This window comes from Halobacterium sp. NMX12-1 (assembly GCF_040435975.1).
Taxonomy (GTDB): Archaea; Halobacteriota; Halobacteria; order Halobacteriales; family Halobacteriaceae; genus Halobacterium; species Halobacterium hubeiense.
The window spans coordinates 2169023-2192205 of record NZ_CP159204.1; the positions used below are offsets into that span (position 1 = coordinate 2169023).

The following is a 23183-nucleotide window of genomic DNA, read 5'->3' on the forward strand; positions in this document are numbered from 1 at the left end:
AATCCCGTACTGTTTTCCCCGCGTCGCCCCACCCCGTAGCTATGCCACTGGAGGAGTCGCCGTGACCGTCGCCGTCGTCGGCGACGGCCCGGCCGTCGAAGCCGTTCGGGACGCGCTCGCGGACGTAGACGCCGCCGTGGAAGCCGCGGCCGTCGCGGGCGTCGAGACCGCGGAGTTCGCCGTCGTCGTCGGCGTCGCCGGCTCCGGCGGGTTCGGTACCGCAAACGAGTACGCCCGCAAGGGCGGCACGCCCCTGCTCACCGTCGAGGTCGGCGGGCTCGGCGGCCGCCCGCTGGCGGGCGTGGACGCAGGCGTCTCCCTGCTCGCGCCGGAGGGGCCGTGTTTCGAGTGTTTGGCGGCGCGCGTGACCGCGACGGGCCACGAACCGGCAGAATCGCCGAGCGCCGACCGGAGCGCGGTCCGGCTCGCGGGCGCGCACGCCGGCCGCCTCGCAGTCGACGCCCTGCGCGGGGACGCCGCGCCCGGAACCGTCCTCGAACTCCCGCACGCCGAGCGAACGCTGGCGCCCGTCCCGAACTGCTCGTGCGCGAGCGACGGCCCGAGCCCGGAACTCCCGCTGGACGACGCGGACCGGTCGCTGGACGACGCGCTCGCGGCCGCCGAGCCGCTCGTGGACGACCGCGTGGGCGTGCTGTCGGCGGTCGGCGAGCGCGAGTCGTTCCCCGCGCCGTACTACCTCGCGATGGGGACCGACACCACGGGGTTCAGCGACGCCGAGGCATCGACGCAGGCCGCGGGCGTCGCCGCCGACTGGAACGCCGCCTACATGAAGGCCGTCGGCGAGGGCTTCGAGCGCTACGCCGCCGGCGTCTACCGCGAAGCCGACTTCGAGACCGCACCCCGCGACCACGAGGACGCCGTCCCGCCCGAGCGCTTCGTCCGCCCCGAGAGCGCGGGCGACGAGCCGGACGAAACCGAGTGGGTGCGCGGCGAACACCTCGACTCGGGCGAGTCGGCGCTACTCCCCGCGGACCGCGTCGTCTTCCCGCCGCCCGAGAGCCGCCCGGGCACGATTACGACCGGCCTCGGCCTCGGGAATTCGGGCGTCGGCGCGGTGCTGTCGGGCCTCTACGAGGCCGTCGAGCGCGACGCCACGATGCTGTCGTGGTACTCCACGTTCGACCCGCTCGGCCTCCGCGTCGAAGACCCGGGCTTCGACGAGCTCGAACGCCGCGCGAGCGCCGAGAATCTGGACGTGACGGCGCTGCTGTGCACGCAGGACGTGGACGTGCCCGTGGTCGCGGTCGCGGTCCACCGCGACGAGTGGCCGCGGTTCGCGCTCGGGTCCGCCGCCGACCTCGACGCCGACGCCGCCGCCCGGGGCGCGCTCTGCGAAGCCCTCCAGAACTGGATGGAACTGCGCGCGATGGGCCCCGAGCAGGCCGCCACGGAGGACGGCGCCATCGGCAAGTACGCGGACTTCCCGCGCGACGTCCGCGGCTTCGTGGACCCGGAGACGACCATCCCCGCCGGCGACGTCGGCCCCGACGACCCGCCGGAAGGCCGCGCCGAACTCGACGCCGTCCTCGACGCGCTCGCGGACGCCGACCTCGACGCCTACGCCGCCCGCCTCACGACGCGCGACTTGGCGGACGCGGGCTTCGAGGCTGTGCGAGTGTTAGTGCCGGAAGCCCAGCCGCTGTTCGTGGACGAGGCGTTCTTCGGCGAGCGAGCGCGAGACGTTCCGCGGGAATTGGGCTTTCAGGCGCGGCTGGACAAGCCGTTCCATCCGTTCCCCTGAGGCGTTTCTCTACTTCGTCGGTTAGCACGAGATGGGGACTCAGTTAGCGAGTTTAGATGATGAATCGCTCTGCTTCTCCAAACTTCGGCAATCCTGAGGTGGAAGACGAAATTTTGGAATTATCCCGGAGAGGACGGGTAACAGATATTCATGCCGGCTTTCCGGATTCTCTTTCCATACGCATTCGGAAACCACCTTCTTCCGGGATGGAATATAGAGAAGAGGCCGGGTAGGATTAACCATGGATATAACAGGGATGCGTTAGTATTTCAATTCAACATGACTGCTAGTAAGGGTGGTAAGAATGTCTGAAAACGAGGGAAGTTCTGTGGATTCCAAGCAAAGGGATGGTTCTAAGAATCCAACATTGGATGACTTAGACCCAGAAAAGATACTTGAATCTATACAAGGAGAAGATGGGGAAGATACCGAAGAGATAGATTATCATTTGTCTCTCGGTCAGAAATATTTCCACTCTATGGGTATTTATGGCGATGAACAGCCATCATACGATGACAAAATTGGTATGGCTGAAGTAGTTGCTGGTGATCAGAACGCGTTTCACCTAGATGTCACTAATGATGGGGACCAGTTCTTCCCCGGTGGTGAAATAAAAATCGATAAGGTACGATATCAGAGTAATACTCTATCACACGCATCAGCCTGGGAAATCCCCGAATTATCTGTCGGTGAGTCAGAAGTTATCAAAAATATAATTCCTGTTGTGGAACCCGGAATGGTGGCATTCAACACTACAGTAGTGGCCGATGATGGTGGGAAGGTGTCGGTAAATGGCGAAAATAGTGAATATTTCTTTGTTTCAAGAGGAGTCGCACGGGAGGACTTAATCCTTATAGAGAACGTTGAAGAAATATCTAATAAGTTAGAATAATGAGTGGGATCGATCCTTCCCCTGATACGTCAAACAATGCATACAGTGACGCAACTAGTTTTGATGATTTAGACAAATCGGTTCAAGCAGAGGCACTAGCTCGTGCCATCCGTTTATTAGCATCTGATGGCTATCCACCTTTCACCGCGGATGAATTATCTGAAGCACTCGAACCAGAACAGCTGAAGGTCATTGCAAATGAAATTGAGATTGTACAAGAGCTTTCTGAAGAGCAAATACAGACTCTCGCAGAGACTATCCCTCGTGACGACGTAGAGGAAACCGTACAGCCAGAGATGGAAACAAACCAATCCCCGTCCCAAACCCCCGAGGAACTTCAAGAAATCCGACAGGCAGGGGTGGTTATTGCAACCAGTTTAGTTCTAACTCTAATCGGAATTACTGGGGCTTGGTATGGGATTTCAACTGGAGCAGCCCCTGTTATTATGCTCTCTGCCTTTATGGTTGCATTAGTGATGTACAAACTTCTCCGGTGGAGCTGGAGTGAGGTTAATGTCTAAGGAAGATATACTACGGGAACTAAGAATTTTAGTTTCCGAGACGAAAGGGATCTGGGGGAGCAAGGCGGTAGTATTCGTTGGGGCTTGGTTTATATATCCTGTTTTTCTAGGATTTGATATTGACAAAAATACGCTATTCGCTATGATGGTCATAAGTGCTGTCCTCATTTGGGGTGATCTAGTATTAGATCGTATTCTGTTCGTTAACAACTGAACGTAACTCTCTCTTCCGTAACGCCGGTGTATTTTGAATTAGCGGCTTAACCGCACTCTTTGGTATTTGTATGGTAGAACGCCTTAAAACTAATAGTTCTGATAGTTGAACGGGGGTGTCCAAATGCTGAGTTACTGCTAGTATTTGCGGCGCTCGCGCCGCGATTCACCGCGCGAACGAAGTGAGCGCGGGCCGGCGAGCGACCAACGGGAGCGAGGAGTGCTTTTTCACCAAGTTTTTGCCGAGCGAGGCGGCGAAGCCGCCGAGCGCAGCGCAAAAAGTGGCTTTCAGATGCCAAACGTCGCTCTCAGCATGTCCCGACTCCCCGGACCCAATCCAACAGCGACGACGGCGACGAGCATGAGCGTGAAGTACCGGGGGGCTTCCTCGCGGAGTTCGGCGTTGAACAGCCAGAGGACGAACAGCGCGGCGGCGATTTTGAGGAGGAGGAACGGCCACGCGTCGCCGGTGTACTGGATGACGGAGGCGGGGAGGACGTTCTGGGTGATGTCGACGACGGCGGCGTTGACGGGGTGTTTGGGGACGAGGTCGCGGGCGAGGCCGAGTTCGGCGGCCCAGTCGAGGCCGATGACGTTCGCGACGCCGTCGACGGCGTGCGCCCAGAGGACGACCGCGCCGGCGAACTCGGTGCCGGAGGCGACGTCGGGGAGCGAGCGGCGGACGTAGTACCAGACGGCGGCCGTGATGACGGTGGCGAACAGGAGCGTGAGCACCGTGAACTGCGGGAGGAGGGAGACGTACTCCGTAGTCGCGGAGAGGTAGACGAGGAAGCCGACGGTCGCCGCGAGGAGGGCGGTGCCGGCGCCCGCGAGCGGTCGGTAGTAGTCCTCGACGACGGTGGTGCGGCGCGCGAGGAACACGCAGGCGACCAGCGCCGCGAGCGTGATGACGAACATCACGAAGTAGATGACGGGGCTGATGATGAGCGTGTTCACGGGGAAGTCGAGGAACTGCTCGACGCCCGGGGCGGCCGCGGCGGCGTCGTTGGCGTCCTCGACGACGCGGAGCGCGCCGCCGAGCAGAACGAACGGGAACAGCGCGTACAGCAGGCGCAGGTCCTCGCCGACTTCGAGGTGGTCGAGGAGGAACGTGACGCCGACCAGCGAGACGAGCAGCGTGACCGCGTACCCGACCTCGGAGACGAGCGTGTAGCCGGGGTAGGCGACCGGTTCGGTCGCGCTCGCGCACGCCGTCGAGCTGTAGACGTGCTGGACGGCGCCGCCGTTCCAGACCGCACACTGCGCGCCGTTGGCGTCGGCGACGACCGGCCCCCAGAAGTAGTGCCAGACGAAGTCACCGTAGACGGTGTCGGGGAACAGCAGCGACCCGCCGACGAGGGCGAGGACGGCGACGCCGACGACCGCGGTCCACGCGCGCTCGCGGTCAGTTTCGGGGAAGGTCATGTTCGGAGACGCGGCCGGTGGCTGTTTTATCGTTGTGGTCTGCGCCCGCGCGGGCTACAGGGGGAGTTCGTGGGACTCGTACTCGGTGGCGAGGACGACCATCGTCTGCGAGCGCGCGAACCCGTCGACGTCCGCGATCTCCTCGAACATGAGTTCGCGGAGCGTGTCGGTGTCCTCGGCGTACACGCGCAGGATGATGTCCCACTCGCCGGTCGTGAGGTGAATCTCCTGGACGCCGTCGATGTCCGCGAGGCGGTCGAGGGCGTCCTGCTCGCGGCCCTGTTCGACGCGCAGGCCGACGACCGCGGAGGTGCCGAACCCGGCGGCCTTCGGGTCGACGTCGGCGTGGTAACCGCGGATGACGCCGGCTTCCTCCATGCGGTTGACGCGGTCGTGGACGGTCGCACTCGACATCTCGATTTCGCGGGCGATTTCGCTGAACGGCTTGCGGGCGTCCGCCTGGAGCGCCCGCAGAATCTCGCGGTCCGTCTCGTCTAACTCCATACGCGAACCGTCGGGAGAGGTCCCCAATACGCTTACTGCTCGCCCGAGATTCGCGACGGCTACCCCTGAATCTCCTGTGCCGCCTCCAGAACGACGTCGTGGGCTTCGCCGTTGGACGCGACGAGCCCCTCACAGCCGGGCTCCCAGCGGTCGCCGTGGACGTCGGTGACGACGCCGCCGGCCTGCCGGACGAGGTGGACGCCGGCGACGGAGTCCCACGCGTTCACGGTGACGTTCGTGAGCGCGCCCTCCAGTTGGCCGCTGGCGACCATCGAGAGGACGGCCTGCGCGCAGCCGTACCGCCGCAGGTCCGCGAACCGCGTGACGATGGCCTCGCAGGCGCGGGCGTACTCGTCGCGCGCGTCGAAGTCCCACCAGATTGTGGGCGCGACGGCGAACGTCTCCGGGTCGGTCTTCTCGCTGACCGTCACCGCCTCGCCGTTGCGCGTCACGTCGCCGTCGCCGGCGAGGTAGGTGTCGCCGAGCGCGGGCAGCACGTTCGCGGCGGCGAGCGTCTCGCCGTCCTTCACCGCGGCGACGGAGGTCGCCCAAATCTGGGTGTCGCGCACGAAGTTGTTCGTGCCGTCGATGGGGTCGACGACCCACGCCGCGCCCGTGTCGGGGACCGCCTTCAGCTCGTCTTCCTCCTCGCCGACGATGGCGTCCTCGGGGTGGGTCTCCCGAATCACCTCGATGACGCGGCGCTGGGCGTCCCGGTCGGCCTGCGTGACCACGTCCGTCTTCCCGGACTTCGTCTCCACGTCGATGCCCGTGCGGAACGCCTCAAAGGCGACTTCGCTGCCTGCGAGCGCGGCGCGTTCGGCGACGCTCGCGCGGTCCTCGTTCATGCCCGGAGACGCGGCCCGCCGCCCCAAAGAGTCGTCGGTCCGAAACGTCGCCGTCGCTGTCCGGGCAGTCACACAGAAGCGTTTTTGCGAGGGAAGTCCGCCTCGCGGACTTCCCGCATCCCGCGGCGCGCGAGGCGCCGGCGATGCGAGGGAAGGGATTCGAACCCTCGAACTCCTACGAGAACGGATCTTGAGTCCGTCGCCGTTGGCCGAGCTTGGCTACCCTCGCACGCGGTGCGTAGTCGGCGCGTGCGGGGTTTAGGCGTTGCGAATCCCCACGGGGGCGCTCAGTCGTCGTCGTCGCTGAGCACGCGCGAGGCGACCGGTCCCGTGGAGGCGTCCTCCTCGACGTCGCGGAGCAGGAAGCGCTTGCGGACGACGTCGTAGGCGAAGACGACGGTGCCGAGGATGAGCATCGTGTCCCCGGGGAACCGCGCCCAGAACAGCAACTGGACGAGGTCGCGGTTGTAGAACTCAAGCGACCGCGCGACCGCGTACCCCTCCGTGAACGCGGCCTCCAGCTGGAGGAAGCCCACGGGCAGCAGGGAGAGGCCGACCATCACGGCGAGGCCGGCGTTCCACAGCCAGAACGCCCACCAGAGCCGCTTCCCGTTCCACTTCTCGGGGTCGACGGAGAGCCGCAGCATGTACGTCGCCATGCCGAGCGCGAGGAAGCCGAACGCGCCGAACATCGCGGCGTGAGCGTGCGCGACCGTGAGGTAGGTGCCGTGCTCGTAGTAGTTGATGAGCGGGAGGTTGATGAAGAACCCGAGCACGCCCGCGCCGACGAAGTTCCACGCCCCCGAGGCGATGATGAACGCGAACGGGAGCTTGTAGTGGAACGTCTCGCCGCTCTTCGAGAGCGCGCGGTACTGCCCGAGAGCCTCGAAGAGGATGAGGATGAGCGGGACGAGTTCGAGCGTGGAGAAGACGCTCCCGAACGGAATCCAGACGTCGGGCTGGCCGATCCACCAGTAGTGGTGGCTGACGCCGATGACGCCGCTGCCCATCACGAACAGCACCTGAAGGGCGACGGCTTTCTCCGCGGAGCGCTTGCGCAGCAAGCCCATGGAGACGAGCGTGATGCCGACGATGGCGACGATGAAGAACTCGAAGGCGCCCTCCACCCACATGTGGACGACCCACCACCGCCAGAACTCCGTCATCACGATGTTCGTGTCGGGCGTGTACAGCATCCCGGCGACGAACAGCAGGCCGATGGAGCCGCCCGCGTACAGAATCATGTGCGCGAGCCCGAAGCGCTGCTCGCGGGCGAGCAGCGGCTTGAGGCCGCGGTACGCGAGGAACGCCCAGATGGCGAACCCGAGCAGCAGCCCGACCTGCCAGACGCGGCCGACTTCGACGTACTCCAGTCCTTCGTTGCCGAGCAGCCACCACAGCTGGCCGTCGAAGAAGCCCTTCGAGCCGAGGTAGATGCCGACGAACCCGCCGACGACGACCACCAGCAGCGTGCCGAGTAGGCCGTTGATGGCGGACTCCTGGTGGTCGGGCTCGTGGCCGGTCAGGAGGCCGGGGAGGAACAGCCCGGCGCCGATCCACATCGTGGCAATCCACAGGATGCCGAGGTCGAGGTGGTAGGTCTTCGAGATGGCGAACGGCAGCCACTGGATGACGTCGACGCCGAGCGCTTCGCCGATGCCGAAGAACGCGTCGCGTTCGACGTAGTAGTGCGCGAGCAGCGCCCCCAGTAACACCTGTCCGACGAACAGCAGCGCCGCGACTGGTATGAACCGGGTGGCGGCGCGCTGGCTGGGGAGCAAGTCGACGTCCGCGGGGTTCGGCACTTCGATGCCCTTCGTGGACGGCTCCGGGAGGTCGATGGAGTTGTACAGCCAGACGCCGAGGCCGGCGCCGCCGACGAGCAACACCATCGCGATGGCGCTCCACACCATCGTCCCGCCGGTGGGTTCGTTGCCGGCCAGCGGGTTGTACGGCCAGTCGTTGGTGTAGCTGTGGTCGGTGCCGGGCCGCTCGGCGTGCGAGACCAGCGCCGTCCACATCGCGAAGTCCGCGAACTTGCGGGCGCCGTCGGCGGACTCGACCATGCCCTCGGGGACGCCGCGCTCGGCGTCGCCCTCGTGGTAGCGCTCGACGTACACCTCGCGCACCTGCTCGTGGGCGTACGCCTCGGCGGCGGTGTATTCGGCGCTCTCGCCGGACATCGAGCGGTCGAGGTCGGCGGTCACGCGGCTGTCCACGCCGGCCTGCTGTTCGGCGGAGAGGTCGTCGTACGCCTCACCGTAGCGCTCGTCCGCGTAGTACTCCTGCATGAACTGGGTCTTCAGTTCGAGCGCGTCGGCGGTGTAGTCCTCGCCGAAGTACGCGCCGTTGCCGAGAATCGACCCGTGGTTCATGAGCCCGTTCGACTGGAAGACGGCCTTGCCGTCCTGAATCGACTCGTGGGTGGCGACCACGTCGCCGTCGGGCCCGACGACTTCGTCGGGAATCGGCGGCTGGTGCTGGTAGGAGTAGGCGGCACCGGCGCCCATGACGACGAGGTTCAGGACGAACACGACCGCGAGTATCTTCGCGAGCGTGGACCTAGTGACGTCCATATTGCGGCGTTCAGTGCGACGCAGGAAAAGGCTGCGGCGGATTCTAAGACTGCGGGCACGGAGCCGCTACAGTCGGATATACGGGAGACTGAATATGTTCGGGTCGGCTATTCGAGGAGTTCGCGGGCGATGACGTTCTTCTGAATCTCGGTGGTCCCCTCGTAGATCTGGGTGATCTTGGCGTCGCGGTAGAACCGCTCGACGTCGAAGTCGTCCACGTAGCCGGCGCCGCCGTGAATCTGGACGGCCTCGTCGGCGACCTCGACGGCCACGCGGGACGCGAACTCCTTGGCCATCGACGCGAGCGCGGTGAGCTGGTCGTCGCGGTTCTCGACGCTCCACGCGGACTTCCGGGTGAGCGTGCGCGCGGCCTCGGTCTGGGTGTGCATCTCCGCGAGCTTGTGCTCGATGGCCTGGAAGTCGCTGATGGGGCGGCCGAACTGCTCGCGCTCCTGGGCGTAGTCGAGGGCGCGCTCGGCGGCGCCCTTCGCGATGCCGACGCCCTGCGCGGCGACCATCGTGCGCGTCTCGTCGAAGAACTGCATCAGCTGGAGGAAGCCGCCGCCCTCCGTCCCGACGAGGTTCTCCTCGGGGACGCGCACGTCGTCGAAGCGAAGCTCGGCGGTGTCGCTGGCGCGAATCCCGAGCTTGCCCGTGATCTTCTCGGCCTCGAAGCCGTCGCGGTCGGACTCCACGACGATCTGACTGAAGCCGTTGTACCGGCCGCTGGCGTCGGGGTCGGTCTGGCAGAGCACGACGAAGAAGTCGCCGACGGAGCCGTTCGTAATCCACATCTTGTCGCCGTTGATGACGAACTCGTCGCCGTCGCGCTCCGCGCGCGTGGAGACGCTGGAGACGTCCGACCCGGTGTCGGGTTCGCTGATGGCAGAGCCCATGATGGCGTCGCCGGACGCGATGTCGGGGAGCCAGCGCTCCTTCTGGTCCTCGGTGCCGAATTCGATGATGGATTCGGCGCCGAAGCCGGCGCTGGAGACGCAGAGCCCGACGCCGGGGTCGGCGGCGAACAGCTCCTCGACGATGAGCGCGGACTCCAGCGCGGAGTAGCCGGCGCCGCCGTAGTCCAGCGGAATCGTCGGCCCGAGCAGGCCGGCCTTCGCGGCCTCGTCCATGACGTCGTGGGGGTACTTCTCGGCGCGGTCGTACTCGGAGGCCACCGGTCGAATCTCGTTGTCCGCGAACCGGCGGACCTCCTCCTGAATCGCCTGCTGCTCGTCGGACAGTCCGAAGTCCATGCGGGAGTGTACCGCACACCGCGACAAAAGATCTCCTAAACCCCTGACAATCCGCTCGCGGTTGCTCGGGCGGCCCAACTGCTTTTGTCGCGACCTGTCGAACCCTCTCGCATGGCCGACGTTGACCCCAGCGAGATCGGGCGGACGCCGCTGGTCGAGCTCGACGCCGGGGTCGCGCCGACGGTGTACGGGAAAGCCGAGTGGTTCAACCTAGCGACGCTGCCCCACGGCGGCGGGTCGGTGAAGACCCGCATCGGGAAGGCGATGCTGGACGCCGCGGCCGCGCGCGGCGACCTCAGGCCCGACCGCACGATAATCGAGGCGTCCAGCGGGAACACGGGCGCCGCGGTCGCGCGCGTCGGCGCCGCGATGGGCCACGACGTCGAAATCGTGTTGCCCGACAACGCGGGCTGGGGGAAGGTCGCCGCCATCCGTGACGCGGGCGCGCAACTCCGGTTCGTGGACGCCGATGAGGGCTACGACGCGTTCGTCGCTGACTGCCGGCGGCTCGTCGACGACCAGCCCGACGAGTACCTCTACCCGAACCAGTACGAGAACCCCGCGAACCCGGCGGTCCACGCGGGCACCACCGGCCCCGAAATCTGGGCGCAGACGGACGGCGAGGTGACTGAGTTCGTCGCGGGTGCGGGCACCGGCGGCACCCTCGTCGGTGTGAGCCACGCGCTCCGTCCGCGCGGCGTCCGCGTCCACGGCTACGAGCCCCCGGAGAGCGACCACGACATCGCGGGGCTGAAACACGTCCACGGCCCGGAGGCGTTCGTCCCGGGGACCTACGAGTCCAACGCGCTGGACGCCCGCGAGTACGTGGCGACGGACGCGGCCTACGAGTACGTGCGCCGGCTCCGTCGGCGCCACGAAGACACGGAGATACCGATTCGGGACGCCGGGCAGTGGTCCCGCGAGTTCGTCCGCTCGGAGCTCCGCGTGAACGGCGAGTTCCTCGTCGGCCCCTCTGCCGGCGGCGCGCTCGCGCTCGTCGACCGGCTGGCGACCCGCGGCACGCTCGGCGCCGACGACGTGGTCGTCGTTCCCCTGCCGGACCGCGGCGACCGCTACCCGGACCGGGCGCCGTACGCCGATTACGTGGAGTAGTTGGATTTCCAACTAAAACGCGCTTCCGGAAACCACCAAGAGGCACCGGCACGTTGGGAGTAATTGCAATGGCTAACTACGAACTTTCGCCGCTGCCGTACGACTACGACGCACTCGAACCGCACGTCTCCGAGCAGGTGCTGACGTGGCATCACGACACGCACCACCAGGGCTACGTCAACGGCTGGAACTCGGCCGAGGAAACCCTCGAAGAGGCCCGCGAGGAGGGCGACTTCTCCGCCTCCGCCGGCGCCATCGGGGACGTCACGCACAACGGCTCCGGACACATCCTCCACGACCTGTTCTGGCAGTCCATGAGCCCCGAGGGCGGCGACGAGCCCGAGGGCGACCTGCGAGCCCGCATCGAGGAGGACTTCGGCTCCTACGAAGCGTGGGAGGGCGAGTTCCGCGCGGCCGCCTCCGCAGCCGGTGGCTGGGCGCTCCTCGTGTACGACAGCCACTCCGAGCAGCTCCGCAACGTCGTCGTGGACAAGCACGACCAGGGCGCCCTCTGGGGTTCGCACCCGATTCTGTCCCTCGACGTCTGGGAGCACTCCTACTACTACGACTACGGCCCCGACCGTGGCGACTTCGTCGACAACTTCTTCGAGGTCGTCGACTGGGAGGAGCCCGCGGCGCGCTACGCGGACCTCGTCGAGAAGTTCGAGTAACGCCGCACTCGACCGTCGGCCCGCCGACTCGGCATCACTGCCGCCCCTGAAGACTTTTATCGGTTCCCCGTTTCGGTTCGCGCGATGCCCTCCAGACGCCGCCTCCTCGGCCTCGTAGCCGCCGGCACGCTCCCGTTCGCCGGCTGTCTCGCCGCGCCGAGCGACGCCGACACGACGACCACCGACTCCTCGACGACCAGCGCGACCACCACCGAGCGCGGCCCGGTTCGCGGCGGCGCTGCGGAGGCCACCGTCGAGCGCACGATTACGGACGACGACTACCAGTACGTCGAGTCCAACGACACCGTGCGGTACCCGGCGACGATGGCCGGCGAGGAGGTAATCGACTACGACTACGAGCCGTTCGAGGAGTGGGGTCACGTCGAGGGCGCGTCGGTGGCGGCCGACTACCTCCACGGCCTGTTGGACGAGCGGCTCCCGGAAGCCGAGACGCTGAGCGTCTCGGTCAGCAGTCGAGGCGAACAGGAGGGGGTACGGCTGGTCGCGACGCTGACGACCCACCTCGCTCGCGACGGCGACGTGATTTCGGAGCCAGCGGTGTCCCGCCACGAGGCCGTCCGCGCGACCCCGCACAGCGTCGCCGCGACGATTCACTTCGCCGACCGCACGCACGAGGACAGGTATCCAGTCTACGTGGACGAGCGCACGATTCAGAACGAGTAGCGTCAGCCCGCGAGTTCGACCAGCGACAGCAGGAGGTCCGGGACGACGGCGAGCAGGAGTCCGACGGCGAGTAGCGCCGCGGGAAGCCACAACAGCGAGAAGTCCGCGAGCAGCCACAGTCCGAGCCCCGCGAGCGCGACCACGAGGCCGAGCAGTCGGAACACCCAGACGAGCGCGCCTTCGAAGCCGGCGTCGGCCGCGAGTTCGACGACTTCGAGTGCTTCGTCCATGGCAGCCGGGCGGTCGGCGCGGAGCCACTTATGCGCCGCGGCCGGCGGAGTCAGCGGTTAGCGCGGTTCGACGGCGACGACGAACTCTTGGTCGCGCGGAGCGCGAACGGCGACAGCAGGCCGCCGACGAGCGCGCCCGCGAACGCGAGCACGCCGACGTCGGAGGTCGAGAGGCCGCCACCGCCGCCCCCGCTGCTGCTCGCGCCGCCGCCGCTGCCGACGACGACCGCGCCCTTCATCCCCATCGTCCGGTGGGGGTTGCAGTAGTACTTCGAGACGCCCTCGCTGTCGTAGGTGTGCGTGAACGTGAACCCGGACTCATTGGTGAGTTCGCTCTCGTAGCTGCCGTCCTCGGCGACGACGTTGTGAGTGCCGTTCACCCACTCGAAGGTGACCGTCGTCCCGGGGTCCACGCGAATCGCGGCGGGACTGAACCCGTACGGGCCGCCGTTGGCGTCGGTGCCGACCTCGACGGTGACCTCCGACTGGCCGGTCTCGTCCACGACGCCGTCGAAGTTGCTGACGCCCTCGAACCAGCCGTCGAAGTCCACCTGCTGGCTGCCGGACCCCGAACTCTCCGAGGACCCGCTGGACGAGGAGGCGCCGACGTCGACGTCACCGACGACGACCGCGCCCTTCATCCCCATCGTCTTGTGCGGCGTGCATGCGTACCGGGTGACGCCCTCCTCGTCGAACGTCTGCGTGAACGTGAACCCGGACTCGGCGGTGAGCTCGCTCTCGAAGCTGCCGTCCTCGGCAGCGACGTTGTGCGACCCCTCGACCCACTCCCACGTGACCGTCGTTCCGGGGTCCACGCGGATGGCCGCCGGGCCGAAGCCGTACGGGCCGTCGTTGGCTTCGACGCCGACTTCGACGGTGACCTCGGACTGGCCGGTCTCGTCCACGACGCCGTCGTAGTTGCTGACGCCCTCGAACCACGAGTCGAGGTTGGCGTCTTGGGCGACTGCGGCGCCGCTGAACGCCGCGCCGGTGGCCGCCGCGGCGCCCGCGGCAGCCGTCGTCTTCAGCACGCTGCGCCTCGTGACCGTGGAGGTGGTGTCGGGAGTCATGGTCCTGCGTTACGCTTCGTAGCCCGCGTACTCCATCAGTTGGCCGAAGATGTCCGTGTCCATCGCGTCCCGGTAGACGATGCCCGTGAGCATGCCGCCGGGGTAGAACGAGCCATTCATCACGTGGTTGACCTTGTGACAGTGCATCAGGTAGATGCCGGGCTCGGCGTCGGCCTCGAACTCGATGGTGTGGCGCTCGGCGGGCGCGATGTTCGTGATGTCCATCTCGTGCTGGGCGGCCTCTGGAATCTGCCCGCCGTCTTTCTCCACGCGGCGGAAGCGGTGGTTGTGGAGGTGCAGCGGGTGGTTCATGTAGCCGCCGTTGACGAAGTGGATCCGGACCGTGTCGCCTTGGTCGACGATGATGGGCGAGCCGTCCTCGGGGTGGAGGGTGCGCGGCGCGGCCTTCCCGTTGACCGTGAACACGTCCGGGTTGCGCGTGCGCGGGCTGTAGGAGACGTCCTCGCCGGACATCTTCCGGTTGAGCCGGGAGTCCCAGTCCTTCACCGTCATGAAGTACTCCTTGTCCGCGGGCTCGTAGCCCTCGGGATCCACGCGGAAGATGCCGTACATCCCCATGTCGATGTGGCGGTGGGTCTGGTAGTGGCAGTGGTAGACGTGCGTGCCGGGGACGTTGGCGGGAATCGTGTACGTGTGCTTCTCGCCCGGCGAGACGGTGATACCCGTCGTCGTCGGGACGCCGTCGTCCTCCCAGGCTTTCTGCGTGCCGTGGAAGTGCAGGGTGTGCGGGCGCTTGCCCTCGGTGTTGTCGAGCGTGACCTCGATGTCCTCGCCTTCCTCGGTGCGGACGATGGGGCCGGGGACGCTGGGGTCGCCGTCCTCGGTGGCGAACGCCCACACGCGCGGGAGTTCCACGGGGCCGCCCATGGAGTCGAGGGGGTGGGCCTGGTGGACTGCGGGCACGCTCTTGAGCGTCACCTGGTTGCCCTGTTCGGTGGCGTCGACGATTTCCGGCGGGCTGGTCGTCGGGAGGTCGGACTGCGCGGCCTGCTGGCTCGGGGTCGTGTTCGTCACGCTGGAGCCCTGGTCGGCGGGCGCGGTGCAGCCGGCGAGGGCGGCGACACCGGTGCCGCCGGTCGCTGCGATGAACTCACGTCGCGAGATGCCGTAGCCGGGCGCGCCAATACGGTCACTCATGGGTACACCTCAGCGTAGACAGTCCCCTGTAAAGCACGAGTCGGTGATTCTCGGGGTCGAGAAACGGTTCCCACCGCGTGGGAACCTACCGAACATATTCGCCACTAGTTTGTGGCGAACACGTTCGGCCGTCGGCCTACCCTCGTCGCGGCCCGAGTGCCCGGTGATGCAGACCAACGTCGATCAGACGGACGCCGACGCGCGGCTCCGCGGCCCCTTCGAGGCCGCCGAGGAAACCGACCCCGCGGCCGCCCTCGACGCGCTCACCGACCCGCTCTGTCGGCGCGTCCTCGGGTGCGCCCGCGAGCCCGTGACCGCCAGCGAGGTCGCCGACGCCGCGGACCTCTCGCTGTCTTCGACGTACCGGAAACTCCACACGCTCTCGGACGCCGGCCTCCTCGAAACCCAGACGGAGCTCCGGGAGGACGGCTACCACACCACCCGCTACCGGGCGACGCTCGAAAAGGCGACCATCAGCCTCGGCGAGGACAACGGCATCCGCGTCTCGCTGGACCGCACCGGCGAACGAGAGTAACTAGTCGTCGGCCGGACTCGCCTGCCGCTCGGGCAGCGCGCCCTCGTACTCCTCGGGCACGTACGGGCACAGGGGGTCGCTGGCCATCGGGTCGCCGGTGACCGCGTACGCCCGCGACCGACTGCCGCCGCAGACGTGGCGGAACTCGCAGGCGCCACACTTCCCCTGCAGGTCGTCTTTGCGCCGGAGCGTCTCGAAGAGGTCGCTGTTCCGGTAGACGTCCACGACGGACTGCTCGCGGACGTTCCCCGCGGCCTCCGGCAGGAACCCCGAGGGGTAGACGTCGCCCGTGTGGCTGACGAACGCGAACCCGTCGCCGGCGGTGATGCCGCCGCGGCGCTGCCGGCCGCTCCCGCCGCCGTCTTGGGCGGCCTGAGCGCGCACGCGTCGGAAGTGCGGCGCCTCCGTGGTCTTCACGCCGAACGCCTCCTCCTCGGAGGTCTCGTCGAGGAACGCCATCACCTCCTCGGCGCGCTCCGGCGGAATCGGGTCGAGGACCCGGCCGCGACCCACGGGCACGAGGAAGAACACGCTCCACAGCACCGCGCCCAGCTCGCTGACGAGGTCACGGATGGCCGGCAAGTCGCCGACGGTCTGCTGGCAGACCGTCGTGTTGACTTGCAGCGGCACACCCGCCTCGCGGGCGTCGCGTGCTGCGCGGACGGTCTCCTCGAAGCTCCCGGCTTCCCCACGGAACGAGTCGTGTGATTCCGGCGTCGCGCCGTCGATGCTGACGGCGAGCTGTTTCACGCCAGCGTCCGCAAGCGCGTTCACGGCCTCCGTCGAGAGCGAGCGCGTGCCGCTCGGCGTGACCGTCATGCGGAGGCCGATGTCCGTGCCGTACTCCACCAGTTCGACGGTGTCGTCGCGCGCGAGCGGGTCGCCCCCGGAGAGCACGACCAGCTGACCGTCGCCGAAGCGGCGGACGTCGTCGAGCAGCGCCTTCCCCTCCGCCGTGGTTAGTTCGTCCGGGTGGCGATTCGGCGTCGCGTCGGCCCGGCAGTGCTCGCACGCGAGCTCGCACGCCTGCGTCACTTCCCAGATGAGCACGAACGGGCGCTCGTCGGTGTCTACTGGCGTCATCGTTACAAGCGAGGCGGCGGATGGGCAGGTGACAGGCCAGTCCCAGTACGGTGGCGCCGCCTCACGTGGACGGTCGTTCGGACGGGACTTTGTTCGGCGTGTCCGTTCCCGCGACCTGGGAACGCCCGTGGGCGCCTTTTGGGCGGAGTCGCTAGCCGACGACATGGACTCACAGGACCGAACGCGGGTGCAGGACACGCCGCGGTCGGCGACCGGCCGAGAGTGGGAGGTGTTCGTGCGCGAGGACGCCGACGGCCCCCTGAAGCACGTCGGCAGCGTCACCGCCGGGGACGCGGACGGCGCCCACGACCGCGCCAGCGACCTGTTCGGGTGGGCCGCGCGGGACGTCTGGCTCTGTCCCGCCGACGAGACGCGCCGCTACACCGCGCACACGCTCGGCGAGCCCGCCGACGCCGGAGGTGAGTCGGCGTGATTTCGGTCAGCAAGCTGCTCTGTGGGCTGGACGCCGAGAGCGACGGCCTGCGCTACGACGCCGCCGACGACTCCAGCCGCGAGCAGATAACCGAACAGAAACAGCAGCGCCCGGTGGTCGTCTGGAACCTCACGAAGCAGTGCAACCTCTACTGCTCGCACTGCTACGCGGCCGCCGACACCGAGACGGCGCCCGGTGAGCTCTCCACGGAAGAGGGCAAGGACCTGCTGGACGACCTCGCGGAGTTCGGCATCCCCGTGGTGCTGTTCTCGGGCGGCGAGCCGATGGTGCGGGACGACCTCGAAGAGCTGGTGGCGTACGCCGACGACGCCGGCATCCGGCCCGTGCTCTCGACGAACGGTACCCTGATGACCGAGGAGCGCGCCGAAGCGCTGCGCGACGCCGGCCTGAAGTACGCGGGCGTCTCCGTGGACGGCCTCCCGGCGCGCAACGACGAGTTCCGCGGCGAGGAGGGCGCCTTCGACGCGGCCGTCCGCGGCATCGAGAACAGCCTCGACGCCGGCCTCAAGACCGGGCTCCGCTACACCATCACGGAGGCCAACGCCGCCGACCTCCCGGACGTCGTGGACCTCCTGCACGACGTCGGCGTGGACCGCTTCTGTTTCTACCACCTCGACTACGGCGGCCGCGGCGCCGACATCTCGAACCTGGACCTCTCGCCGGCGGACACCCGCGAGGCCGTGCGCACGGTCTGCGACATGACCCGCGAGTACCACGAGCGCGGCGAGGAAATCGAGACGCTGCTGGTCGGCAACTACGCCGACGCCGGCTTCCTCGTGGAGTACGCCGAGGAGGAGCTCGGCGCCGAGCAGGCCGACCGCATCCACCGCTACCTCGAAGCCAACGGCGGCGACCCGACCGGCGAGCGCATCGCGGACGTCGACTACCAGGGGAACGTCCACCTCACGCAGTTCTGGCAGGGCTACTCGCTGGGGAACGTCCGCGACCGCCCGTTCAGCGAGCTGTGGAGCGACGAGAACAACCCCCTGCTGTCGGGCCTCCGCGAGCGCCGCGACCGCCTCACCGGGAAGTGTGCGGGCTGCCAGTACCAGTCCATCTGCCGCGGCGGGTCGCGGCTGCGCGCGCTGAGCGCGGGCGGCCCCTTCGACCCCGACCCGAAGTGCTACCTCACCGAAGCCGAGCGCGACGGGACGCCCAACGCGACCGGCGGCGCCGGCGACGCGCACGCGGACTGATTCGACCGCTCGCGCAACAAGGCCTTTCGTCCTGTAGGCTGAATGACTGCTTATGGCCGCCGCCAACGACCGCCCTCCGGCCCGTGACCAGTTCGCCGGCCCGGAAGTGCTGGGCGCGTTTCTGCTCGCCGCCGGTCTCGTCGCGGTCGCTCCGCTCGTCGACGCGCAACTCCTCCAAGTCCCGGGCTACCTGCTCGTGGTCGGCTCCGACCTGATACAGCACTCGCTGCTCCCGGGGCTCTCCGGACTGGCCTACTCGGCGTTCTTCGCGGCGTACCTCTACGCCGTGGCTGTCGTGGCCGCGGGCCTGTATCGGCGGGCGCGCTCACTCCGAACGCGGACGTGACGCGAACCCCCGTCGAGTGCCGGCGACGCAACGCCCATCCCGCCGGCCCCCCAACAGCTCTGTATGTCTACGGCCGACACCAGCGTGCAACTGCTCCGCAACGCCACCGTCCTCGTGGACGTCGGTGACGTGACGTTCCTCGTGGACCCGATGTTCTCCGCGCCCGGCGAGAACCCGCCCGTGGAGAACACGCCGAACGAGCGCCGGAACCCGCTCGTTCCGGTGCCGGACGTCGACACCGACCACGACGCCGTCGTCGTCACGCACCGCCACCCCGACCACTGGGACGAGGCGGCGGCCGCGGAACTGGACGACGACGTGCCGCTGTTCTGCCAGCCCGAGGAGGCCGACGCCTTCACCGACGAGGGCTTCACCGACGTGCGGCCCGTCGAGGACGAGACCGCCTTCGAGGGCGTCACCGTCCACCGGACGCCCGGCCGCCACGGCCACGGCGAACTCGCCGAGCAGATGGGGCCGGTGTCGGGGTTCGTCTTCGAGGGCGAGCAGACGGCGTACGTCGCCGGCGACACGGTCTGGTACGAGCCGGTCGCCGAGACGCTGGACCGCTTCGACCCCGAGCTGGTCGTGCTCAACGGCGGCGAGGCGCAGTTCGTGGAGGGCGACCCCATCACGATGGGCGTCGAGGACGTGGCCGCCGTCCGCGACGCGACCGACGCCGCGGTCGTCGTCGTCCACATGGAAGCCATCAACCACTGCCTGCTCACCCGCGAGGAACTGCGAGCACAGACCGAGGACGTTCGCGTCCCCGAGGACGGCGAGCGAGTCCAGTTGTAGCGGCGTCGGACGCTGTTTCTGCCGGTCGAAGCGAGCAGCTTCACCAACGATTAACGTCTCGCCGGTGCTGGCCGGACGTATGCCCCTCGGTGGCCTCCTCCCGAGCACGCCGCTCGTGAACGTGCTCGTCGTCGCCGCTGCGACCGGCCTCGTCTGGTTCGGGAGCGGGTGGCTGGAATCGGCGGCCGAACACCTCTCGACGTACTACGGCCTGCCAGCGGTCGTGCAGGGCTCCATCGTCGTCGCGGTGGGGTCGAGCTTCCCGGAGTTCGCCAGCGTCGTGTTCACGGCGCTGGCGGGCACCTTCGACATGGGCGTCGGCGCCATCGTCGGCTCCGCCATCTTCAACATCCTCGTCATCCCCGCGCTCGCCGGCATCGCCACCGACGGCGACCTCGAAACCAACCGCGCCATCGTCTACAAGGAAGCCCAGTTCTACATGATTGCGGTGTCCGCGCTCGTCGTCACGCTCGCGCTCGCGGTCATCTACGAGCCGGTCGCCGGCCCCGCGCTGGCCGGCCGGCTCACGCGCTCGCTGGCGGTCCTGCCGCTGTTGCTGTACGGGCTGTACCTCTTCGTGCAGTGGCAGGACGTCGGCGACCACGACGCGCCCGCCGTCCCCGAGGGCATCGCGGTGCGCCGCGAGTGGGCGCGGCTCGCGGGCGGCCTCCTGTTCATCCTCGTCGCCGTCGAACAGCTCGTCGGCGCCGTCGAGTCGCTGGGGCACACGTTCGGCGTCCCCGAGTTCCTCGCGGGCGTCACCGTCGTCGCGGCCGCGACGAGCCTCCCGGACGCGCTCGTGAGCGTGCGGACGGCGAAGGCGGGCAAGGGCATCACCAGCCTCGGGAACGTTCTCGGGTCGAACACCTTCGACCTGCTGGTGGCGATTCCGGTGGGCGTACTCCTCGTCGGCGCCGTCACGGTGAACTTCGCGGTGGCGGTCCCGATGCTGGGCGTGTTGACGCTGGCGACCGTGCTGTTGTTCGCCGTCCTGCGTACCGACCTCTCGGTGACGGGCGTCGAGGCGTACGCGCTGCTGGCGGCGTACGCGGCGTTCGTCGCGTGGGTCGTCTCGGAGACGGTCGGCCTGACGAACCTCGTAAGGGGAGTCTGAGCGGACCGGCTACTCGGGCGTGATGTAGACGCGCCACTCGTCGGCGGCGACCTGCTCGGTCTCGTAGGCGAAGCCGCGGTCCGCGAGGACGTTGTACAGCGGTTCGGGCTCGAAGCTGTTGACAAGCAGGAGCGTCTCGCCGTCGTCGAGCGCCTCCAGTTCTGCGACGATGTCGCTGAACGGTTCCCCGTCGATCTCCCGCGCGTCGAGGCGGGCGTCCGTGTCGGCAGTCGTCGCCATACCAGAGCGTTCGGCGGACAGCCGCCAAGCGATTTCCCCGAAGGTGTTCGTCACGCCAGCGCGAGCCGCAGGCTCTCGACGGACTTCGCCGCGAAGAAGCCGACGACCGCGGCGACGGGGACCGCGCCGGCGCCGTCCGCGAGAAATCCCGCAGTGCCGGCGACCGCGACGGCCGCGGCTTCGAGGCCGCGCTCCCCGAACCGGCCGGCGACGGTCGGCGCCATCAGAACGGCGCGCCGGCCTGTGACGCGCCGCCGGCGTCGTCGGCGTCCTCGTCGGGCAGCTCCCCGGTTTCGAGGTACGTCTCCTCGAGGTCGCGCAGCTCCTCGTTGATGGACTCGCTGCGCTGGTGGGAGTCGGCGACCCGTACCCGCACGAGGTCGTAGTCGTGGCGCTCGCTGAGGCCGTTCCACGCGCGGAACGAGCCGATGGTGAGCGTGTGGCTCTGCGGGCAGAACGGCGTCGTCGGCGTGAACTCCGCGCGCAGCACGGAGGGGTCGTCGGCGTCCACGGCGTACCGGTAGCCCGCCTCCGTGTGGCGGGTGTCGAGGTTGAGGTCGGCGAGGTTGTACCCGAAGGTCATGTCGTAGACGCCGCGCTCGTCGAACAGCTCGCGGGTGAGTTCGTGGAACGCGACGTGGTCGTCGCCGTCGAGGACGTCGTGGCCGGCGAGGAACGCGCCGGGTTCGGGGTTCACGTCGGGGTCGAACTCCCCCTCGGGGGCGAGCGCGTCGTCGGACTGCGAGCCCAAGCCGTACATGTTTCACAGGACGGCCCACGTCCCGCTATGCGTAGCCCCGAACGTGTTCGCCCCTCGCGCGAGCGGACGGGAGCGCCGCGGCTACTCGGCGCGGGAACGGAGGATGAGTGACCGGATTGGCGGTTAGCGGGCTATGCGCTCGGGTCGGGGTCGAAGATTTCCTCGTCGGGCTCGCCGCTGACCTCGATTTCGGAGAGCAGCCCCTTGCGAACCACGCGGCTGAGCGCGTGGTCGACGAGCTTGATGGTCTCCGGGACGGGCGTGTCCATCTCCCCGATCATGCAGCTTCCCGGCGGGACCTTCATCGTCTGGACGTACTCCTCGGGCGTCCCGAGGGCGCCGTCGCGGTGGGCCTGCGTCCAGACGTTCCCGATGGGGTGGAAGTTCGAGGAGACGTTCGGGCCGCCGTCCACGAGGTACACCCGAATCGACTCGCCGGTCTCGGCCTGCAGGCGGCCGTAGCGGTCCGGCGTGAACGGGTACTTCTCGCCGTTGAACACGACGTACGTCGGGTCCTCGTTGGCCATCGCGTCCATGTCGAACTGGTGGTGGCCCTCCTCGCCGACGTCCTTGTTCGTGTAGAGTTCGTGCTGGCCGAGGTAGAACTCGCGGTCGACCTCCGGCAGGCCGCCCTCGGGCTCGACGAGAATCATCCCGAACATCCCGCTGGAGATGTGCATGTCCATGTTCGGGACGGCGCAGTGGTAGATGAACGCGCCGGGGTACTTCGCGGTGAAGTCCACGTCGTTGGTCTCGCCGGGATTGACGGTGTTCGCCTCCGCGCCCCCGCCCGTGCCGTAGACGGCGTGGAAGTCGACGTTGTGCGGCATCGCGTTGTCGTCGGGGCTGTTCAGCGTGAACGAGATGGTGTCCCCGCGGCGCACCCGAATCATCGGGCCGGGAATCTGCCCGTCGAAGGTCATGTAGTTGAACGTGACCCCGGGCTCGATCTCCGCGGTGACTTCCGTCACGTCGAGCTCGACTTCGTGGTGCTGGGGCTCCGACCAGTCGACCGGGTCCGGGACGTCCGTGGGGTCGGCGGCGACGCGGTCGACGTCCGGCTGGGTGGTCTGCGCTGCGGCGTTCTGCTGGGGCTGTTCGGTCGCCGGGCTCTCACCGCCGGGAGCGGTACAGCCCGCGACTGCTGCGGTTCCGCTGATTCCGAGACCTTGCAGCACGCGCCGGCGAGTGGTGTCGAACATTGGTGGGCACCTCTTCACGTGGACAATACCGGGGCTACCCCTTCAAGCGGGTCTGCGTTTCCCGTTCTCCGGCGAACCCCCCGAACCAGTTCGGCTACCACTTATAAACGAACGAGCGGGGGTGCTTCGGCGGCCGGAGCGAACGTGTTCGGGGAACGCCTCACCCGCGTACGCGACGAATATACAGGTATGGCATCAGCACACGAGGACGCCGAGAGCGTCGACGGCGTCCACCAGAACTCGTGGTCCGCGAACCTGGAGAAGGACGAACACGCCGGCGAACGGGAGTTAGTCGTCGAGGAGGCCGTCGAGGCCGTCGAATCGACGGCTGCCGGCTACCACGTCAACCTCGTCACGCACGGCGACAACGGCCACCCCGAGGAGTACCTCTACGACGAACTCGACGAGGCGTTCGGCGACAGCGTCGCCTACGAGTACGTCGATCAGTGCGGCTGCGGCGGCCACGTCACGCGCGTCCGCGTCGGCAACTGAGTTGGTGTAACTGATTTTCGTTACCTCGTAATTTCTTTGTAACCGG

26 protein-coding genes and 1 tRNA gene are annotated in these 23183 nt (G+C 67.6%); 13 read left to right on the forward strand and 14 right to left on the reverse strand.

Features of this window, described 5'->3' with window-relative positions:
- Positions 1 to 61 precede the first annotated feature (61 nt).
- The 3 genes from ABSL23_RS13180 (at position 62) to ABSL23_RS13190 (ending at position 3175) form a co-directional block, all read left to right on the forward strand.
- The gene (locus ABSL23_RS13180) at positions 62 to 1762 is read left to right on the forward strand and encodes a YcaO-like family protein (RefSeq protein WP_353634065.1); all 1701 of its coding nucleotides are present in this window, start codon (positions 62 to 64) and stop codon (positions 1760 to 1762) included.
- Positions 1763 to 2066: 304 nt separating this feature from the next.
- Positions 2067 to 2654: a hypothetical protein gene (locus ABSL23_RS13185; RefSeq protein ID WP_353634066.1), complete on the forward strand. Its 588-nt coding sequence runs from the start codon at positions 2067 to 2069 to the stop codon at positions 2652 to 2654.
- A complete protein-coding gene (locus ABSL23_RS13190; RefSeq protein ID WP_353634067.1) occupies positions 2654 to 3175 on the forward strand; it encodes a hypothetical protein in 522 nt (173 codons plus the stop codon). The genes ABSL23_RS13185 and ABSL23_RS13190 overlap by 1 nt, the downstream gene beginning before the upstream one ends.
- A gap of 501 nt (positions 3176 to 3676) precedes the next feature.
- Here ABSL23_RS13190 and ABSL23_RS13195 read toward each other — a convergent pair.
- The 6 genes from ABSL23_RS13195 to ABSL23_RS13220 all read right to left on the reverse strand — a co-directional run bounded on the left by ABSL23_RS13195 (position 3677) and on the right by ABSL23_RS13220 (position 9994).
- Positions 3677 to 4813, reverse strand: coding sequence for a DUF63 family protein (locus ABSL23_RS13195; RefSeq protein ID WP_353634068.1), 1137 nt, complete (start codon positions 4811 to 4813; stop codon positions 3677 to 3679).
- A gap of 54 nt (positions 4814 to 4867) precedes the next feature.
- Positions 4868 to 5317 (reverse strand): Lrp/AsnC family transcriptional regulator, encoded by a 450-nt coding sequence (locus tag ABSL23_RS13200; protein WP_059057098.1) that lies wholly within the window; start codon positions 5315 to 5317, stop codon positions 4868 to 4870.
- A 59-nt stretch (positions 5318 to 5376) separates the two neighbouring features.
- Entirely contained in the window at positions 5377 to 6165 is a 789-nt protein-coding gene (locus ABSL23_RS13205; RefSeq protein WP_353634069.1) for an inositol monophosphatase, read from the reverse strand.
- 144 nt (positions 6166 to 6309) lie between these two features.
- Positions 6310 to 6394: transfer RNA gene (locus ABSL23_RS13210), tRNA-Leu, on the reverse strand.
- Between the two features lie 58 nt (positions 6395 to 6452).
- Complete coding sequence (locus ABSL23_RS13215; RefSeq protein WP_353634070.1) at positions 6453 to 8741, reverse strand: cbb3-type cytochrome c oxidase subunit I; 2289 nt, start codon at positions 8739 to 8741, stop codon at positions 6453 to 6455.
- 107 nt (positions 8742 to 8848) lie between these two features.
- Complete coding sequence (locus ABSL23_RS13220) at positions 8849 to 9994, reverse strand: acyl-CoA dehydrogenase family protein (RefSeq protein ID WP_353634071.1); 1146 nt, start codon at positions 9992 to 9994, stop codon at positions 8849 to 8851.
- Positions 9995 to 10105: 111 nt separating this feature from the next.
- Here ABSL23_RS13220 and ABSL23_RS13225 point away from each other — a divergent pair, with 111 nt between their 5' ends.
- The 3 genes from ABSL23_RS13225 (at position 10106) to ABSL23_RS13235 (ending at position 12462) form a co-directional block, all read left to right on the forward strand.
- The gene (locus tag ABSL23_RS13225) at positions 10106 to 11107 is read left to right on the forward strand and encodes a pyridoxal-phosphate dependent enzyme (protein ID WP_353634072.1); all 1002 of its coding nucleotides are present in this window, start codon (positions 10106 to 10108) and stop codon (positions 11105 to 11107) included.
- Positions 11108 to 11175: 68 nt separating this feature from the next.
- On the forward strand, positions 11176 to 11778 hold the full coding sequence (gene sod, locus ABSL23_RS13230; protein WP_353634073.1) for a superoxide dismutase: 603 nt from the start codon (positions 11176 to 11178) through the stop codon (positions 11776 to 11778).
- 84 nt (positions 11779 to 11862) lie between these two features.
- Positions 11863 to 12462, forward strand: a complete 600-nt coding sequence (locus tag ABSL23_RS13235) for a hypothetical protein (protein ID WP_353634074.1) — start codon at positions 11863 to 11865, stop codon at positions 12460 to 12462.
- Positions 12463 to 12464: 2 nt separating this feature from the next.
- On the opposite strand, the gene ABSL23_RS13240 is transcribed toward ABSL23_RS13235, so the two are convergent.
- From ABSL23_RS13240 to ABSL23_RS13250, 3 genes are read right to left on the reverse strand one after another with little or no spacing between them, the layout of a single operon-like run.
- Positions 12465 to 12692, reverse strand: a complete 228-nt coding sequence (locus ABSL23_RS13240) for a hypothetical protein (RefSeq protein WP_353634075.1) — start codon at positions 12690 to 12692, stop codon at positions 12465 to 12467.
- A gap of 50 nt (positions 12693 to 12742) precedes the next feature.
- Entirely contained in the window at positions 12743 to 13762 is a 1020-nt protein-coding gene (locus ABSL23_RS13245) for a halocyanin domain-containing protein (protein ID WP_353634076.1), read from the reverse strand.
- Positions 13763 to 13771: 9 nt separating this feature from the next.
- Positions 13772 to 14920 (reverse strand): multicopper oxidase domain-containing protein, encoded by a 1149-nt coding sequence (locus tag ABSL23_RS13250; protein WP_353634077.1) that lies wholly within the window; start codon positions 14918 to 14920, stop codon positions 13772 to 13774.
- A 166-nt stretch (positions 14921 to 15086) separates the two neighbouring features.
- Here ABSL23_RS13250 and ABSL23_RS13255 point away from each other — a divergent pair, with 166 nt between their 5' ends.
- Positions 15087 to 15455, forward strand: coding sequence for a helix-turn-helix domain-containing protein (locus ABSL23_RS13255; protein WP_059057109.1), 369 nt, complete (start codon positions 15087 to 15089; stop codon positions 15453 to 15455).
- Here the strand turns inward: ABSL23_RS13255 and ABSL23_RS13260 are convergent, their stop codons facing one another.
- Complete coding sequence (locus tag ABSL23_RS13260; RefSeq protein WP_353634078.1) at positions 15456 to 16538, reverse strand: TIGR04053 family radical SAM/SPASM domain-containing protein; 1083 nt, start codon at positions 16536 to 16538, stop codon at positions 15456 to 15458.
- A gap of 163 nt (positions 16539 to 16701) precedes the next feature.
- Here ABSL23_RS13260 and ABSL23_RS13265 point away from each other — a divergent pair, with 163 nt between their 5' ends.
- The 5 genes from ABSL23_RS13265 (at position 16702) to ABSL23_RS13285 (ending at position 20443) form a co-directional block, all read left to right on the forward strand.
- Positions 16702 to 16971 carry an Htur_1727 family rSAM-partnered candidate RiPP gene (locus tag ABSL23_RS13265; protein WP_353634079.1) on the forward strand — a complete coding sequence of 90 codons (270 nt, stop codon included), beginning with the start codon at positions 16702 to 16704 and terminating at the stop codon, positions 16969 to 16971.
- Positions 16968 to 18188 (forward strand): TIGR04347 family pseudo-SAM/SPASM protein, encoded by a 1221-nt coding sequence (locus ABSL23_RS13270; RefSeq protein WP_353634080.1) that lies wholly within the window; start codon positions 16968 to 16970, stop codon positions 18186 to 18188. The genes ABSL23_RS13265 and ABSL23_RS13270 overlap by 4 nt, the downstream gene beginning before the upstream one ends.
- Positions 18189 to 18240: 52 nt before the next feature.
- Positions 18241 to 18534, forward strand: coding sequence for a hypothetical protein (locus tag ABSL23_RS13275; RefSeq protein WP_353634081.1), 294 nt, complete (start codon positions 18241 to 18243; stop codon positions 18532 to 18534).
- Positions 18535 to 18597: 63 nt separating this feature from the next.
- A complete protein-coding gene (locus ABSL23_RS13280) occupies positions 18598 to 19329 on the forward strand; it encodes an MBL fold metallo-hydrolase (RefSeq protein WP_353634082.1) in 732 nt (243 codons plus the stop codon).
- Between the two features lie 79 nt (positions 19330 to 19408).
- Positions 19409 to 20443: a sodium:calcium antiporter gene (locus ABSL23_RS13285; protein WP_353634083.1), complete on the forward strand. Its 1035-nt coding sequence runs from the start codon at positions 19409 to 19411 to the stop codon at positions 20441 to 20443.
- 9 nt (positions 20444 to 20452) lie between these two features.
- Here the strand turns inward: ABSL23_RS13285 and ABSL23_RS13290 are convergent, their stop codons facing one another.
- The 4 genes from ABSL23_RS13290 to nirK all read right to left on the reverse strand — a co-directional run bounded on the left by ABSL23_RS13290 (position 20453) and on the right by nirK (position 22645).
- Positions 20453 to 20683 (reverse strand): DUF2249 domain-containing protein, encoded by a 231-nt coding sequence (locus ABSL23_RS13290; protein ID WP_353634084.1) that lies wholly within the window; start codon positions 20681 to 20683, stop codon positions 20453 to 20455.
- Between the two features lie 50 nt (positions 20684 to 20733).
- Positions 20734 to 20907: a hypothetical protein gene (locus ABSL23_RS13295; protein WP_353634085.1), complete on the reverse strand. Its 174-nt coding sequence runs from the start codon at positions 20905 to 20907 to the stop codon at positions 20734 to 20736.
- Positions 20907 to 21443, reverse strand: coding sequence for a hypothetical protein (locus tag ABSL23_RS13300; RefSeq protein WP_059057117.1), 537 nt, complete (start codon positions 21441 to 21443; stop codon positions 20907 to 20909). Before ABSL23_RS13300 ends, ABSL23_RS13295 begins: the two co-directional genes overlap by 1 nt.
- 131 nt (positions 21444 to 21574) lie before the next feature.
- The gene (gene nirK, locus ABSL23_RS13305) at positions 21575 to 22645 is read right to left on the reverse strand and encodes a copper-containing nitrite reductase (protein WP_059057118.1); all 1071 of its coding nucleotides are present in this window, start codon (positions 22643 to 22645) and stop codon (positions 21575 to 21577) included.
- A 189-nt stretch (positions 22646 to 22834) separates the two neighbouring features.
- Between nirK and ABSL23_RS13310 the strand changes: the two genes are divergently transcribed.
- A complete protein-coding gene (locus ABSL23_RS13310) occupies positions 22835 to 23137 on the forward strand; it encodes a CGCGG family rSAM-modified RiPP protein (RefSeq protein WP_353634086.1) in 303 nt (100 codons plus the stop codon).
- Positions 23138 to 23183: the final 46 nt, after the last annotated feature.

Excerpts from the sequence above, each read along its gene's own strand:
- ABSL23_RS13275 (WP_353634081.1), top strand. The coding sequence starts at position 18,241 with ATGGCCGCCGCCAACGACCGCCCTCCGGCCCGTGACCAGTTCGCCGGC.
- ABSL23_RS13200 (WP_059057098.1), bottom strand. The coding sequence starts at position 5,317 with ATGGAGTTAGACGAGACGGACCGCGAGATTCTGCGGGCGCTCCAGGCG.
- ABSL23_RS13290 (WP_353634084.1), bottom strand. The coding sequence starts at position 20,683 with ATGGCGACGACTGCCGACACGGACGCCCGCCTCGACGCGCGGGAGATC.
- sod (WP_353634073.1), top strand. The coding sequence starts at position 11,176 with ATGGCTAACTACGAACTTTCGCCGCTGCCGTACGACTACGACGCACTC.
- ABSL23_RS13220 (WP_353634071.1), bottom strand. The coding sequence starts at position 9,994 with ATGGACTTCGGACTGTCCGACGAGCAGCAGGCGATTCAGGAGGAGGTC.
- ABSL23_RS13235 (WP_353634074.1), top strand. The coding sequence starts at position 11,863 with ATGCCCTCCAGACGCCGCCTCCTCGGCCTCGTAGCCGCCGGCACGCTC.
- ABSL23_RS13240 (WP_353634075.1), bottom strand. The coding sequence starts at position 12,692 with ATGGACGAAGCACTCGAAGTCGTCGAACTCGCGGCCGACGCCGGCTTC.
- ABSL23_RS13285 (WP_353634083.1), top strand. The coding sequence starts at position 19,409 with ATGCCCCTCGGTGGCCTCCTCCCGAGCACGCCGCTCGTGAACGTGCTC.
- ABSL23_RS13205 (WP_353634069.1), bottom strand. The coding sequence starts at position 6,165 with ATGAACGAGGACCGCGCGAGCGTCGCCGAACGCGCCGCGCTCGCAGGC.
- ABSL23_RS13185 (WP_353634066.1), top strand. The coding sequence starts at position 2,067 with ATGTCTGAAAACGAGGGAAGTTCTGTGGATTCCAAGCAAAGGGATGGT.
- ABSL23_RS13265 (WP_353634079.1), top strand. The coding sequence starts at position 16,702 with ATGGACTCACAGGACCGAACGCGGGTGCAGGACACGCCGCGGTCGGCG.
- ABSL23_RS13260 (WP_353634078.1), bottom strand. The coding sequence starts at position 16,538 with ATGACGCCAGTAGACACCGACGAGCGCCCGTTCGTGCTCATCTGGGAA.
- ABSL23_RS13295 (WP_353634085.1), bottom strand. The coding sequence starts at position 20,907 with ATGGCGCCGACCGTCGCCGGCCGGTTCGGGGAGCGCGGCCTCGAAGCC.
- nirK (WP_059057118.1), bottom strand. The coding sequence starts at position 22,645 with ATGTTCGACACCACTCGCCGGCGCGTGCTGCAAGGTCTCGGAATCAGC.
- ABSL23_RS13300 (WP_059057117.1), bottom strand. The coding sequence starts at position 21,443 with ATGTACGGCTTGGGCTCGCAGTCCGACGACGCGCTCGCCCCCGAGGGG.
- ABSL23_RS13195 (WP_353634068.1), bottom strand. The coding sequence starts at position 4,813 with ATGACCTTCCCCGAAACTGACCGCGAGCGCGCGTGGACCGCGGTCGTC.
- ABSL23_RS13250 (WP_353634077.1), bottom strand. The coding sequence starts at position 14,920 with ATGAGTGACCGTATTGGCGCGCCCGGCTACGGCATCTCGCGACGTGAG.
- ABSL23_RS13310 (WP_353634086.1), top strand. The coding sequence starts at position 22,835 with ATGGCATCAGCACACGAGGACGCCGAGAGCGTCGACGGCGTCCACCAG.
- ABSL23_RS13190 (WP_353634067.1), top strand. The coding sequence starts at position 2,654 with ATGAGTGGGATCGATCCTTCCCCTGATACGTCAAACAATGCATACAGT.
- ABSL23_RS13225 (WP_353634072.1), top strand. The coding sequence starts at position 10,106 with ATGGCCGACGTTGACCCCAGCGAGATCGGGCGGACGCCGCTGGTCGAG.
- ABSL23_RS13245 (WP_353634076.1), bottom strand. The coding sequence starts at position 13,762 with ATGACTCCCGACACCACCTCCACGGTCACGAGGCGCAGCGTGCTGAAG.
- ABSL23_RS13215 (WP_353634070.1), bottom strand. The coding sequence starts at position 8,741 with ATGGACGTCACTAGGTCCACGCTCGCGAAGATACTCGCGGTCGTGTTC.
- ABSL23_RS13280 (WP_353634082.1), top strand. The coding sequence starts at position 18,598 with ATGTCTACGGCCGACACCAGCGTGCAACTGCTCCGCAACGCCACCGTC.
- ABSL23_RS13255 (WP_059057109.1), top strand. The coding sequence starts at position 15,087 with ATGCAGACCAACGTCGATCAGACGGACGCCGACGCGCGGCTCCGCGGC.